Origin of the sequence: Robertmurraya phoenicis, assembly GCF_047302285.1 — a bacterium.
In the GTDB taxonomy this organism is placed as follows: Bacteria; Bacillota; Bacilli; order Bacillales; family Cytobacillaceae; genus Robertmurraya.
The window spans coordinates 2,834,790-2,848,490 of record NZ_CP154845.1 but is presented as its reverse complement, the minus strand read 5'-3'; the positions used below and the strand labels follow the sequence as shown (position 1 = coordinate 2,848,490).

Sequence of the window (13,701 nt, the reverse complement as noted above, 5' to 3'; positions counted from 1 at the left end):
GATGGATGAACAGTAGAAAAAAAGTTCCTTTGCGAAAATGTGTGGCGACTGGTGAAATGAGACCTAAAAAAGAACTTGTTCGCATCGTCCGCTCCAAAGAGGGTGAAGTATCCATCGATCTAACAGGAAAGAAAAACGGTCGAGGAGCTTACCTTTCAAAAGATAAGGAAGCCATTCTTTTAGCCAAAAAGAAAAACACATTAAAAAATCATTTAGAAGTTGAAATAAATGATTCTATTTATGATGAACTGCTTGAGTTAGTAGAGAAGGAGAAACGACTATCCTAATGAAACCAAATCAATGGATGTCATTGCTAGGCCTAGCCAATCGAGCGCGGAAAATCATTTCAGGGGAAGAGCTTGTCGTTAAGGAAATAAGAAGTGGCAAGGCAAAGCTTGTGTTACTCTCTGCGGATGCATCCGCCAATACCGCGAAAAAAGTGACGGATAAATGCAAATCCTTTTCAATTCCATATAAAATTGTTGAGAACCGTAGTGTGCTCGGTCAATCAATTGGGAAGGAAGCCCGCGTAGTTGTGGCTGTTTTAGATGCAGGGTTTGCCAATAAGCTGAAACAAGTGCTCGATTAATACTTGCGGGGGTGAAAATATGAGTAAAATACGAGTTTATGAATATGCAAAAAAGCATAATATTTCAAGTAAAGACGTTATCACTAAACTAAAAGAAATGAACATAGAGGTTTCTAATCATATGACAACAATTGAAGGGGATACAATCCAGAAGCTTGATCGTCTTTACAATAAAGAGGAAAAACAGCCTCAGGCAGAAAAGGTGCAACAAAAAACAAATGCATCACAGCAAAAAGCTGCAGCTGAGGATGACGATCGGAATACTGGATCATCTCATGTGAAGGTGAAGACTGCACCGAAAGCACAACCAAAAGATAATAAAGGTTTCAAGAACAATAATAGTAACCAAGGCAATCATAAAAACAAAAATAAGAATCAAAAGAACAAAGGGAAAAATCAACCTCAAGTTCAAGCACAGCCGCAGAAAAAGAAAGAGAAGGAACTTCCTGCAAAAATTACTTTTAGTGAATCATTAACAGTTGCTGAGCTAGCGAAGAAATTACATCGTGAGCCTTCTGAAATCATTAAGAAGTTATTCTTACTTGGCGTCATGGCTACTATTAACCAAGACCTAGATAAGGATGCGATTGAATTGATTGCGTCTGAGTATGGTGTTGAGGTTGAAGAAGAAGTGAAAATTGATGCAACAGATTTAGAAGTGTACTTCACGGAAGATGATGCTGCTGAACAAGTGGAGCGCCCTTCTGTAGTAACGATTATGGGACACGTTGACCACGGGAAAACGACACTCCTTGATTCGATCCGTCACACAAAAGTGACAGCAGGTGAAGCAGGTGGGATTACCCAGCATATTGGCGCTTACCAAGTTGAAGAGAATGGGAAAAAGATCACATTCTTAGATACTCCTGGACACGCCGCTTTCACGACAATGCGTGCACGTGGTGCTAAAATTACGGATATTACGATCCTAGTTGTTGCCGCAGATGATGGAGTAATGCCACAGACAGTTGAGGCGATTAACCACGCTAAGGCTGCGGAAGTACCAATCATTGTCGCAGTCAACAAAATCGATAAAGAAGCAGCGAACCCGGATCGAGTTATGCAAGAATTAACGGAACATGGTTTAATCCCTGAAGCATGGGGAGGAGAGACGATTTTCGTTCCACTGTCTGCTTTAACTGGTGAAGGTATTGATTCACTTTTAGAAATGATTCTTCTTGTGGGTGAAGTTGAGGAATATAAAGCAAACCCTAACAGAAAAGCGATTGGAACCGTAATCGAAGCTCAATTAGATAAAGGTCGCGGCTCAGTTGCAACATTACTTGTTCAAGACGGAACATTAAGAGTTGGGGATCCGATTGTTGTTGGAAATACATTTGGTCGTGTTCGTGCGATGGTCAATGATTTAGGCCGTCGTGTGAAAGAAGCTGGTCCATCAACACCAGTAGAAATTACGGGCTTAAATGATGTTCCTCAAGCTGGTGATCGCTTCGTTGTTTTCGAAGATGAAAAAACAGCTCGTCAAGTTGGAGAGGCTCGTGCTACTCAAGCGATTCAAGCGCAAAGAAGTGAAAAGACACGTATTAGCTTAGATAATCTTTTTGATCACTTAAAGCAAGGTGAAATGAAAGACCTCAATATCATTGTCAAGGCAGACGTGCAAGGTTCTGTAGAAGCTGTAGCAGCAGCTTTCCAAAAGTTAGATGTTGAAGGTGTAAATGTGAAAATCATTCATACAGGCGTAGGGGCAATTAACGAGTCAGATATTACACTTGCCGCTGCTTCTAACGCAATTGTGATTGGTTTTAACGTTCGTCCTGATAATAATGCCAAGCGTGCGGCTGAATCTGAAGAAGTGGACATTCGTCTTCATAGAATTATTTATAAAGCGATTGAAGAAATTGAAGCTGCGATGAAAGGGATGCTTGATCCAGAATTCCAAGAAAAAATTATCGGTCAGGCAGAAGTTCGTCAAACATTCAAAGTTTCAAAAGTTGGAACGATTGCAGGTTCCTATGTGACAGATGGTAAAATTACTCGCCATAGTGGTGTTCGTCTCATTCGTGATGGCATCGTCATATTCGAAGGTGAAGTCGATGCGTTAAGAAGATTTAAGGACGACGTGAAAGAAGTTGCTCAAGGTTATGAGTGCGGAATCACGATTAAAAACTTTAATGATGTGAAAGAAGGAGACGTCATTGAAGCATATATTATGGAAGAAGTGGAACGTTAATGATAGTAGGTCTTGCAGTTTGTGAATGTATCATTTATGATGCTCATTCACTGAAGGAGAAGAGAGCAGTCTTGCAAAGAATACTTGTGAGGTTAAAGCAAAAGTTTAATTTGTCTGCATCTGAGGTTGAATTTCAAGATGTGTGGCAACGAACGAAAATTGCTATGGTTGTCGTATCTTCTTCTCAAGTTTCAACTGAAATGGAACTGCAAAACGCGCTACAGTTTATCGATTCTTTTCCAGAAATCGAAAGAACGATTACAAATATTGAATGGCTTTAGGCCAGAATAGATATTTTCAGCGTTTTGTGTCTGCATTCCTTCTCGATCCTTGTAGAAGGAATGTGCACAGAGCGCTTGTACTTTTTATATGACTAGAGGTGACAAGAATGAGCCTTAGATCGAATCGTGTTGGAGAACAAATGAAGAAAGAACTCGGTGAGATTATCGGACGGAAAATCAAGGATCCACGTATTGGTTTTGTGACTGTTACAGATGTCCAGGTTACTGGAGACCTCCAACAGGCAAAGGTGTTCATTTCCGTTCTCGGAGATGATGAACAAAAAGAAAATACATTAAAGGGTCTAGCAAAGGCAAAAGGATTTATCCGTTCAGAAATTGGTCAAAGAATTCGCTTGAGAAAAACGCCTGAAATCCTTTTCGAATTTGATGAGTCGATTGATTACGGTAATCGCATTGATTCCCTTCTTTATAAGCTTCAAGCAGAAAGTCAAGAAAAGGATCATGAAGAATAGGATAGTGCTTTTCCAATATTAGATGGAAGGCTTTTAAAAGTTGGTGGAGGGATAGACGGGAATGTCTATCCCTTTTCTAATGAATCAAACACGGAGGTCGAGGAATGGAAGGAATATTGCCGCTGTATAAACCGAAAGGAATGACATCCCATGATTGTGTCTTCAAGCTGCGGAAAATTTTGCGGATGAAAAGAATTGGACATACTGGAACATTAGATCCAGAGGTGGATGGTGTTTTACCGATTTGCATAGGGCGTGCAACAAAGGTAGCTGAGTACATAACGGGTGCAGGGAAAACGTATGTAGGAGAAGTGACAGTTGGTTTTTCAACAACGACAGAGGATGCGGGTGGAGATATCGTAGAGGAAAACTTAGAAAAAAAATCTTATTCTAGAGATGAAATTCTATCTGTCCTAGCCAATCTATCGGGTGAAATTACACAAACTCCCCCTATGTTTTCAGCAGTAAAAGTTAATGGAAAGAGATTATATGAGTACGCGAGGCAAGGTCTGGAAGTAGAACGGCCATCAAGAAAGGTAACCATATATTCAATCGAACTACTTGACGAAAGAGAGCAATTTGAAGGAGATGTCATTCGCTTTCGCTTTCAAGTTTCGTGTAGTAAAGGGACATATATTCGCACGCTTGCTGTCATGATTGGAGAAATGCTTGGATATCCAGCACATATGTCACAGTTAACTCGTATCAAGTCTGCAAGCTTTTCTTTAGAAGATTGCCTTACTTTTTCAGATGTGGAAGAATTAGTGGAGAAGGGCAGTATGGATGAGGTGCTGAGACCGATTGAAGCGGCATTATATTATTTGCCGAAATATCAAATAAATGATAAATTAGGTGAGAAAGTAAAAAACGGTGCTGTCCTTCCAATTCCAGAAGCCTTTCTAAATGAGAAAGGACCGATTGTCGTGGAAGATGGAGATGGATTAGCATTGGCTATTTATGAGGCACACCCTCATAAAGAAGGTATAATGAAGCCGAAGAAAGTATTAAAAATATAGACGATGCGAGAATTTTCTGTTGATAAGAAATAGGTGGGAAACTAAGTGGAAGTTATTCATATTCATCATCCTCATGAATTCAAACCCGAACAATTTATGCCAATGACGATGGCATTAGGTTTTTTTGATGGTGTTCATTTAGGGCACCAAAAAGTGATAGGTACGGCATCGGAAATGGCGAAGGAGAAAAATTGCAAGGTTGGTGTCATGACTTTTGATCCTCATCCATCAGTCGTTTTACGTCGAGATGTACAGCATGTGGAGTATATCACTCCGCTAAAAGAGAAGGCAAGATTAATAGAGCAACTTAACGTTGATTATTTGTTTGTTGTTCACTTTACAAGTGAATTCGCAAATCTTCTTCCACAGGAATTTGTTGATCAATATGTCATTGGTTTAAATGTGATTCATGTCGTAGCTGGTTTTGATTATAGTTACGGCAGAATGGGTAAGGGAACAATGGAGACAATTCAGTTCCATTCGCGTGGTAAATTTGATTTTACAACCGTTCCAAAACTTACGAATGGAACTGAAAAAATAAGTTCGACCTTGATCCGTAAACATATACGAGAAGGGAATATGGAAAGGTTGCCGGACTTGTTGGGCCGCTTTTATTCAACGAGTGGAATTGTCATTGATGGTGATAAAAGAGGAAGAACGATCGGGTTCCCAACAGCGAATACAGATGTCAATGACTCGTTTTTTATTCCACCCACCGGTGTTTACGCAGTGAAGATTCTTGTTGCTGGTACGTGGTACGAAGGAGTTTGTAATATTGGCTATAAGCCAACCTTCAACGAAACTCAGGCTCCGAAGCCGTCTGTTGAAGTTCATATTTTTGATTTTGAACAGGATATTTATGGTTATGAAGTCGTGATTGAATGGCATAAGAGAATCAGAGCAGAAAAGAAATTCAATGGGATCGAGGAGCTTGTACAACAAATTGAAAAAGACAAGTTGAGTACGCTCGATTATTTTCGTAATATATAAATATACGTTGTGTGAAGTATGCGAAATATATTGTTTACACTTGCTTTTTGTCACAAAAAGTAGTATTCTAATTAACGTGAATTCATTTCGTATGTAAATATGGATGGACTCACATATCAATAATGAACCTTTGCTTGGCAAGTCGAGTCACCGACGCTTGCTGAAGCATTCGGGGATTAACTATTTAGGAGGTGAAACGGATGGCAATCACAAAAGAACGTAAGAATGAACTTATCAATGAGTTCAAAACACACGAGAACGATACTGGTTCACCAGAAGTTCAAATCGCTGTCCTTACAGAAGAGATCAACAATTTAAATGGTCACTTACGTACTCATAAGAAAGATCACCACTCACGTCGCGGTCTTTTGAAAATGGTAGGTAGACGTCGTAACCTATTAACTTATCTTCGTAACAAAGACGTTCAACGTTACCGTGAGTTAATCAACAGACTTGGTTTACGTCGATAAGAACTGATGTTAACAAAAGCGGGATTCTTCCCGCTTTTTTGTTAGCATAAATAACTGGAAAAATAATACATAAACTCGTATTTTAAGTCCATAAAAAGATGTACATAATATAAGAAAAGTGAATTGCACTCGGAGCTGGATAGAATAAAGCGGAGAGCGCCTTTTTTGAAATACTATGGAATCATATATGCTAAATAATTCACACAACAAATGTATACTTACCGTCATTTTCATGCTTTCAAGAGTAATGAGATGAAGTTTAAGATAGAATATATTATTGATGAATAAAGTAGAACTAATGAATAAGCTAAATCTCCCAGGAGTGTTAGTAAGAGAGGGGTTTTTAAAAGAATGGGACAAGAAAAGCAAATCTTTTCCATAGAGTGGGCTGGCCGGCCACTAACCGTTGAAATCGGACAATTAGCAAAACAAGCTAATGGCTCAGCACTAATCCGATATGGAGATACTGCTGTATTAAGTAATGCAACTGCTTCAAAAGAACCGAAAAAGCTTGATTTCTTTCCGTTGACAGTCAATTATGAGGAAAGATTATATGCGGTCGGGAAAATTCCAGGTGGTTTTATTAAGCGTGAAGGTCGTCCAAGTGAAAAAGCGATATTGGCGAGCCGCTTGATCGATCGTCCAATTCGTCCTTTGTTTGCAGATGGTTTTAGAAATGAAGTCCAAGTGATCAGCATTGTGATGAGCGTTGATCAAGATTGCTCATCTGAAATGGCTGCGATGTTTGGCTCTTCTCTTGCTTTATCGATTTCAGATATTCCATTTGAGGGACCTATTGCGGGAGTTACGATAGGACGAATCGATGGTAACTTTGTCATCAATCCAAATGTAGAACAAATGGAAAAGAGTGATATCCATTTAGTTGTTGCAGGTACAAAAGATGCCATTAATATGGTTGAAGCTGGTGCCGATGAAGTACCAGAAGAAACAATGCTTGAAGCAATCATGTTTGGTCATGAAGAAATCAAACGTTTAATTGCCTTTCAAGAAGAAATTGTCGCAAAGGTTGGCAAGGAGAAAACGGAAGTCATCCTTTTCAATGTGGACGAACAATTAGAAGCAGAAATTCGTGAAGCTTGTGAAAAAGAAATGATCGAAGCCATTCAAGTACAGGAAAAGCATGCACGTGAAGATGCCATTAAGGCAGTTAAAGATAGAGTAATTGCAAAATATGAAGAGCAAGAAGCGGATGCTGATGACCTGAAGCAAGTGAAGCAAATTCTAGACAAACTTGTAAAAGGTGAAGTACGCCGTTTAATTACTGAAGAAAAAGTACGTCCTGATGGTCGAAATCCTGATGAAATTCGTCCATTATCTTCTGAAGTAGGACTTCTTCCTCGTACGCATGGTTCTGGATTATTTACTCGTGGACAAACGCAAGCATTAAGTATTTGTACGCTTGGTGCATTAGGGGATGTTCAGATTTTAGACGGTTTAGGAATCGAAGAAGAAAAACGCTTCATGCATCATTATAACTTCCCAAGCTTCAGTGTCGGGGAAACAGGACCAATTAGAGGACCAGGTCGTCGTGAAATTGGACATGGTGCCCTTGGTGAGCGTGCTCTTGAGCCGATTATCCCATCTGAAAGTGATTTCCCATATACAATCCGTCTCGTTTCTGAAGTATTAGAATCAAACGGTTCAACTTCTCAGGCAAGTATTTGTGCAAGTACATTAGCCATGATGGACGCTGGTGTACCAATTAAGGCACCTGTTGCTGGGATTGCAATGGGACTTGTAAAATCTGGAGAACATTATACTGTTTTAACCGATATTCAAGGGATGGAAGACCATCTAGGAGATATGGATTTTAAAGTTGCAGGTACCTCTAAAGGGGTAACCGCTCTTCAAATGGATATCAAAATTGAAGGATTGTCTCGTGAAATTTTGGAAGAAGCACTGCAACAAGCGAAAAAAGGTCGTATGCAAATTCTTGAATCAATGCTTGCTACGATTTCCGAGCCAAATAACCAACTTTCTCAATATGCACCAAAAATCTTAACAATGCACATTAATCCAGATAAGATCCGCGATGTTATTGGGCCAAGTGGTAAGCAAATCAACAAAATTATTGAAGAAACAAATGTTAAGATTGATATTGAACAAGATGGCACAGTATTCATTTCATCTACCAATGAGGAAATGAATCAAAAAGCGAAAAAAATTATAGAAGACATCGTACGTGAAGTGGAAGTTGGCCAAATGTACTTAGGAAAAGTTAAACGAATTGAAAAATTTGGTGCATTTGTTGAAATCTTTAACGGTAAGGATGGCTTAGTTCATATTTCAGAATTAGCAGAAGAGCGTGTTGGCAAAGTAGAGGACGTATTATCAATTGGCGATGAAGTACTTGTAAAGGTAACGGAAATTGATAAACAAGGTCGTGTCAACTTATCCAGAAAAGCTGTTCTAAAAGAGCAACGAGAGCAAAAGGAACAAGCACAGAAGTAAGTGTTTCACTCACGAGTATAGACACAAGTGCTCCTATGCTTACTTGAAAAGTCAGGGGAAGCCCTGGCTTTTTATTGTGGTTAAATTGTCTAGAGTAAGTGAGAACTGCTAGTTCTACCTTGTCCTTCCTTCTCATAATTTGTAAGGAAGGAGGCTTATGGGATGAAAAAGCTGGTATTTATTGCTATGATTGTTTTACTCGGGACTCTTATTGTCAATAACTCATTCACTGATCAATATTTAGTTAAATTAAAGGGAGATAGTACTTTTGTTAGTAAAAAGGTTGATCCTTTATACGATGAGATTCGCTCAAAGGCGAAAGAATATGAAGTTGCTCCTATAGATGCAAAAATTGATCCCGTCTGGAAGGCAATTCCTGGGATAAATGGTTTAAAGGTTGATGTTGATGCTTCCTTTGAAAAAATGAAGAACGATGGGATATTTAAAAAGGAAAAACTTGTGTTCGCGCAAGTTGAGCCGAAGGTCCATCTCAAGGATCTCGCTCCTAATCCCATTTATAAAGGAAATCCGGAAAAACCGATGGTCAGTTTCATCATTAATGTGGCTTGGGGCAATGAATATCTTGCCCCCATCCTTGCGACCTTGAAAGAGCATAATGTTCACGCCACCTTCTTTTTAGAAGGAAGATGGGTAAAAAATCATCCAGACCTTGCTAAAATGATTTCTTCTGCTGGTCATGAGGTGGGGAACCATTCTTACACTCATCCTGATATGAAAAGAATATCGGCAGGGATGATTAGACAGGAAATCCAAAAGACGAATGATGTCATTAAAGCAACGACGGAAAAGGTACCAATGTGGCTTGCACCTCCAAGTGGAAGTTTCCGTGACGAAGTGGTGAAAATTGCCGCTGAAGTAAATATGGGGACCGTCTTATGGAGTGTCGATACAATCGATTGGCAAAAGCCTGCACCTGAAGTTCTGATCAATCGGGTAATCAGTAAGATCCATAATGGAGCAATGGTCTTAATGCATCCGACCGATTCAACTGCAAAAGCTCTTGATCAATTAATCAAAGAAATTAAGGGTAAGGATTTAGAAATCAATACGGTTTCGGAGCTGTTAAGCGAAGAGAGATAACCATTCCAATGTTGAATTGGATAAAAGAGGGAATAAATAGACAAGCTAATAAATAAGAAACGATGGAGATATGTATTAGCATCATGTTTTCAAACAGGAGGAATTTGCGTGATTAAGAGATATACTTGTCAAAATGGAGTAAGAATCGTACTAGAAAATATACCTACTGTTCGTTCAGTTGCAATTGGAGTTTGGATTGGAACTGGTTCACGTAATGAGAATCCGGAAAATAACGGAATTTCCCATTTTCTTGAGCATATGTTTTTTAAAGGAACGAAGACAAGAACTGCTCGTGAAATCGCTGAATCATTTGATAGTATTGGCGGTCAGGTCAATGCCTTTACATCAAAGGAATACACTTGCTACTATGCTAAAGTGCTAGACAATCATGCGAATTTTGCCCTTGATGTCCTTGCGGATATGTTCTTCCATTCAACTTTTGATGAAGAAGAGCTTAAAAAAGAAAAGAATGTAGTCTACGAAGAAATAAAAATGTATGAAGATACACCTGACGACATTGTTCATGATTTACTAAGCAAAGCCGTATATGAAAATCATCCATTAGGTTATCCTATCTTAGGAACAGAAGAGACGTTAGCATCATTTACAGGAGAGACATTGAAAGAATACATGCATTATACATATACTCCTGAAAATGTTGTCATCTCCATTGCTGGAAATATTTCTGACGACTTTATTTCTGACGTTGAAAAACACTTTGGTAGCTATGAAGGTGGCAAGCAAGAGCAGCCTGAGGCAAAACCGATGTTCCATTTGAATCATATGTCCCGCAAAAAAGAGACTGAACAGGCACATTTATGTATTGGATTTGAGGGATTACAGGTAGGACATGAGGATATATACAATTTGATTGTTTTAAACAATGTTCTCGGTGGAAGCATGAGTTCACGATTATTTCAAGATGTTCGTGAACGTAAAGGCCTGGCATATTCTGTCTTCTCTTATCACTCATCTTTCCATGATAGTGGTATTGTAACCATTTATGGAGGAACAGGTGCGAAGCAATTGGATGTGTTATTTGATACAATCCAAGAAACACTTGCAAACCTGAAGGCAGAGGGAATTACAGATAAAGAATTGAACAACTGTAAAGAGCAGCTGAAAGGAAGCTTAATGCTAAGCTTAGAAAGTACGAATAGTCGTATGAGCCGTAATGGAAAAAATGAACTTGTATTAAAACGTCATCGCACCCTTGATGAAATTATACAGGAGATTGATGAGGTCTCTAAAGAGGGCGTAGACAAGTTAGCCAATACGATTTTCACAAATGCATTTTCCGTTTCTCTTATTAGTCCAGAGGGAGAACTTCCGAAGAATTTATAAAGATGAACAACCTGCTGTCGGCAGGTTGTTTTTTAATGGAATTTGGCAAATCCGCAATAAACACCTAAATCCCCCGCTATTAATTCGAAATAACCTGCAATTCCATAAATTTTTGGTCGAGCCTATTCTAAAATCAAGCTACTGTTGATACATATATAAGGAGAGCGTTGGAAAATGGGAGGGGAAGTCTTGAGACTAAGTGAATTAAGCGGCAAAGAAATTGTCGACGTAAAGAAAGCAGAGCGGTTAGGGGTGTTAGGACAGACGGATTTAGAGATTGATGAGAATAGTGGGCAAATAAGAGCATTGCTAATTCCATCATTAAAGTGGTTTGGGTTTAAACGGCAAGGAGGAGAAGTTCGAGTACCATGGCGCCATATTAAGAAAATCGGCACAGATATGATTATCATTGATGTACCAGGTGATGATTTGGATGAGGGCTGACGTGAAAAAGTCGGGTAACACGACTTTTTCACGTCAGCCCTTTCTTATGTTTTAAGGAATTATTATACGAAGTTCCGGAAAAAGTGGAAAAGTTCCGGAATTAAGGCTCAAAGTTCCGGAATTAATTTTATTTTTCCGGAATTGTGCTCAAAAGTTCCGGAATTCCTAATTCAGAAAGTAAACTCGGCCGTTCTGTAAGAGGGGAGCTTGAAAGTCTTATTTCTTATCGTGCGCAGTGCGGATTAGTTGATTAAAAAGACTCATCGAAATAAAGAGCACCGAAGAGATTGGTGAGGAGGACAAAATCAATTTGGAAAAAGTGATTTTTACTAATAAGGCATTTCACCAGTTAAATGTCTAAATTCAGAAGAGATTTAGTCGGATAACTCACCGATCATCCCATTTTTACATAAGATGTTGAAGTAGTCGATATTTTTTAGAAAAGGTAATTTCATTTAGAAACTATATTCCTGCCTTAGGATTTCAGGGAAAAGAAGGTGAATGTTTTATGCTGACAGGATTGCATTTAGCAGTCATCGGTGGAGACGCAAGACAGCTAGAGATTATCCGTAGATTAACTGAGCTTGATGCAAAACTCTCACTAATAGGCTTCGAACAGCTTGATCATGCGTTTACTGGAGCAGTTAAGGAGAAGATGGACGAAGTTGATTTTTCTAATATTGATGCCATAATTCTACCGGTAGCTGGAACAAGTTTAGATGGTCAGGTTGATACGATCTTTTCTAATGAAAAGGTATATTTGTCAAAAGAGATATTACTGGAGACACCATCACATTGCACAGTTTATTCAGGAATCACCAATTCCTATTTAAGCGGAATCACGAAAAAAGCGGATCGCCGCCTTGTTCAGCTTTTTCAAAGGGATGACGTCGCTATCTATAACTCGATCCCAACGGTTGAAGGTACGATCATGATGGCCATTCAACATACAGACTTTACGATTCACGGTTCAAACGTTCTCGTACTTGGACTTGGTAGAGTAGGGATGACTGTGGCGAGAACCTTTGATGCTTTAGGTGCCCATGTGAAGGTGGGGGCAAGAAAAACAGAGCATATTGCGCGTATTACAGAAATGTCGCTCACTCCTTTTCAGTTGAAAAATCTCGAAGAACATGTCAAAGACGTTGATATTTGTATAAATACAATTCCTTACATGGTCGTGACAGCATCGGTCATTTCGAAAATGCCTCCACACACACTGGTTATTGATTTAGCTTCAAAGCCTGGAGGAACCGATTTTCGTTATGCGGAAAAAAGAGGGATTAAAGCACTACTTGCACCTAGTTTGCCAGGCATAGTAGCACCGAGAAGCGCAGGGCAAATATTGGCGAACGTTCTTTCAAGAGTGTTAAAAGAGGATTTACAATCACGAAAGGGGTAAAGAGCATGAGTGTAAATGGTAAAAGAATCGGTTTTGGGTTAACGGGCTCGCATTGTACGTACGATGCTGTTTTTCCGGAAATAGAAAAGCTCGTTAATGCTGGTGCAGAAGTACTACCCGTCGTTACTCATACCGTTAAAAATACAAATACGCGTTTTGGAAAAGGGGAAGATTGGGTACAACGTATTGAGGACTTAACTGGTAACAAAGTGATCGATTCGATCGTGAAAGCTGAGCCTCTTGGCCCAAAAATTCCATTGGATTGCATGGTGATAGCACCATTAACAGGAAATTCGCTGAGCAAATTTGCTAATGCCATGACCGATTCTCCAGTATTGATGGCGGCAAAAGCTACTTTAAGGAATCGAAAGCCAGTCGTTTTAGGAATTTCAACAAATGACGCTCTTGGATTGAATGGAGTTAATTTGATGAGATTGATGGCGACAAAAAATATTTACTTTATACCGTATGGTCAAGATGACCCAATTAAAAAACCTAATTCACTAGTGGCAAGAATGACATTATTACAAGAGACTGTAGAAGCTGCAATGAATGGGGAACAACTTCAACCAGTGCTTGTTGAACGTTTTAAGGACGAAGAATAGCGACAGCATTTGAACTTGTATAGCGGCAATCGGAATGCCCTCACGTAAGGAATTGGTGACGAGGGAATTGACTTTGCAGAATTTTATGTTCTGCTAAAGCTCGACTCCGTTGCCGCTTATGTATGAATTGATATTTCTGTCTGAATGAAACAAAAATTTATTTCTTTAAAGTATGAATATGGTAAAATAGATCATATTATGATGTAATATTTTAATAAGTCTATTGTTAATGGCAAGCGACAAATCATAAAATGTAAGATAGTATTACATTATGAAATGAATTCATTTTATAGAAGGTAAGGTTCATTTTTAGCTTCTAT

Annotated in this window: 14 protein-coding genes; all 14 read left to right on the top strand. The window is 39.0% G+C overall.

What is annotated here, in order from left to right; translation table 11 throughout:
* Window positions 1-5 precede the first annotated feature (5 nt).
* Complete coding sequence (rnpM, locus tag AA0X71_RS14240) at window positions 6-287, top strand: RNase P modulator RnpM (RefSeq protein ID WP_413355966.1); 282 nt, start codon at window positions 6-8, stop codon at window positions 285-287.
* The gene (locus AA0X71_RS14235; RefSeq protein WP_413355965.1) at window positions 287-589 is read left to right on the top strand and encodes a YlxQ family RNA-binding protein; all 303 of its coding nucleotides are present in this window, start codon (window positions 287-289) and stop codon (window positions 587-589) included. Before rnpM ends, AA0X71_RS14235 begins: the two co-directional genes overlap by 1 nt.
* Window positions 590-608: 19 nt before the next feature.
* On the top strand, window positions 609-2,783 hold the full coding sequence (infB, locus tag AA0X71_RS14230; protein WP_413355964.1) for a translation initiation factor IF-2: 2,175 nt from the start codon (window positions 609-611) through the stop codon (window positions 2,781-2,783).
* Window positions 2,783-3,064 carry a DUF503 domain-containing protein gene (locus AA0X71_RS14225; protein WP_413355963.1) on the top strand — a complete coding sequence of 94 codons (282 nt, stop codon included), beginning with the start codon at window positions 2,783-2,785 and terminating at the stop codon, window positions 3,062-3,064. The genes infB and AA0X71_RS14225 overlap by 1 nt, the downstream gene beginning before the upstream one ends.
* A gap of 107 nt (window positions 3,065-3,171) precedes the next feature.
* Window positions 3,172-3,537 carry a 30S ribosome-binding factor RbfA gene (gene rbfA / locus AA0X71_RS14220; protein WP_413355962.1) on the top strand — a complete coding sequence of 122 codons (366 nt, stop codon included), beginning with the start codon at window positions 3,172-3,174 and terminating at the stop codon, window positions 3,535-3,537.
* Between the two features lie 104 nt (window positions 3,538-3,641).
* Window positions 3,642-4,553: a tRNA pseudouridine(55) synthase TruB gene (gene truB / locus AA0X71_RS14215; protein WP_413355961.1), complete on the top strand. Its 912-nt coding sequence runs from the start codon at window positions 3,642-3,644 to the stop codon at window positions 4,551-4,553.
* A gap of 45 nt (window positions 4,554-4,598) precedes the next feature.
* Complete coding sequence (ribF, locus tag AA0X71_RS14210) at window positions 4,599-5,543, top strand: bifunctional riboflavin kinase/FAD synthetase (protein ID WP_413355960.1); 945 nt, start codon at window positions 4,599-4,601, stop codon at window positions 5,541-5,543.
* A gap of 200 nt (window positions 5,544-5,743) precedes the next feature.
* Window positions 5,744-6,013 (top strand): 30S ribosomal protein S15, encoded by a 270-nt coding sequence (gene rpsO / locus AA0X71_RS14205; protein WP_019152742.1) that lies wholly within the window; start codon window positions 5,744-5,746, stop codon window positions 6,011-6,013.
* Window positions 6,014-6,364: 351 nt separating this feature from the next.
* Entirely contained in the window at window positions 6,365-8,485 is a 2,121-nt protein-coding gene (gene pnp, locus AA0X71_RS14200; protein WP_413355959.1) for a polyribonucleotide nucleotidyltransferase, read from the top strand.
* 162 nt (window positions 8,486-8,647) lie between these two features.
* On the top strand, window positions 8,648-9,586 hold the full coding sequence (locus AA0X71_RS14195) for a polysaccharide deacetylase family protein (protein ID WP_413355958.1): 939 nt from the start codon (window positions 8,648-8,650) through the stop codon (window positions 9,584-9,586).
* Window positions 9,587-9,694: 108 nt separating this feature from the next.
* A complete protein-coding gene (locus tag AA0X71_RS14190) occupies window positions 9,695-10,930 on the top strand; it encodes a M16 family metallopeptidase (RefSeq protein ID WP_413355957.1) in 1,236 nt (411 codons plus the stop codon).
* Between the two features lie 189 nt (window positions 10,931-11,119).
* Window positions 11,120-11,374: a YlmC/YmxH family sporulation protein gene (locus AA0X71_RS14185; protein WP_413355956.1), complete on the top strand. Its 255-nt coding sequence runs from the start codon at window positions 11,120-11,122 to the stop codon at window positions 11,372-11,374.
* A gap of 508 nt (window positions 11,375-11,882) precedes the next feature.
* On the top strand, window positions 11,883-12,776 hold the full coding sequence (gene dpaA, locus AA0X71_RS14180; RefSeq protein ID WP_413355955.1) for a dipicolinic acid synthetase subunit A: 894 nt from the start codon (window positions 11,883-11,885) through the stop codon (window positions 12,774-12,776).
* 5 nt (window positions 12,777-12,781) lie between these two features.
* Complete coding sequence (gene dpaB, locus AA0X71_RS14175) at window positions 12,782-13,381, top strand: dipicolinate synthase subunit B (protein WP_413355954.1); 600 nt, start codon at window positions 12,782-12,784, stop codon at window positions 13,379-13,381.
* Window positions 13,382-13,701: the final 320 nt, after the last annotated feature.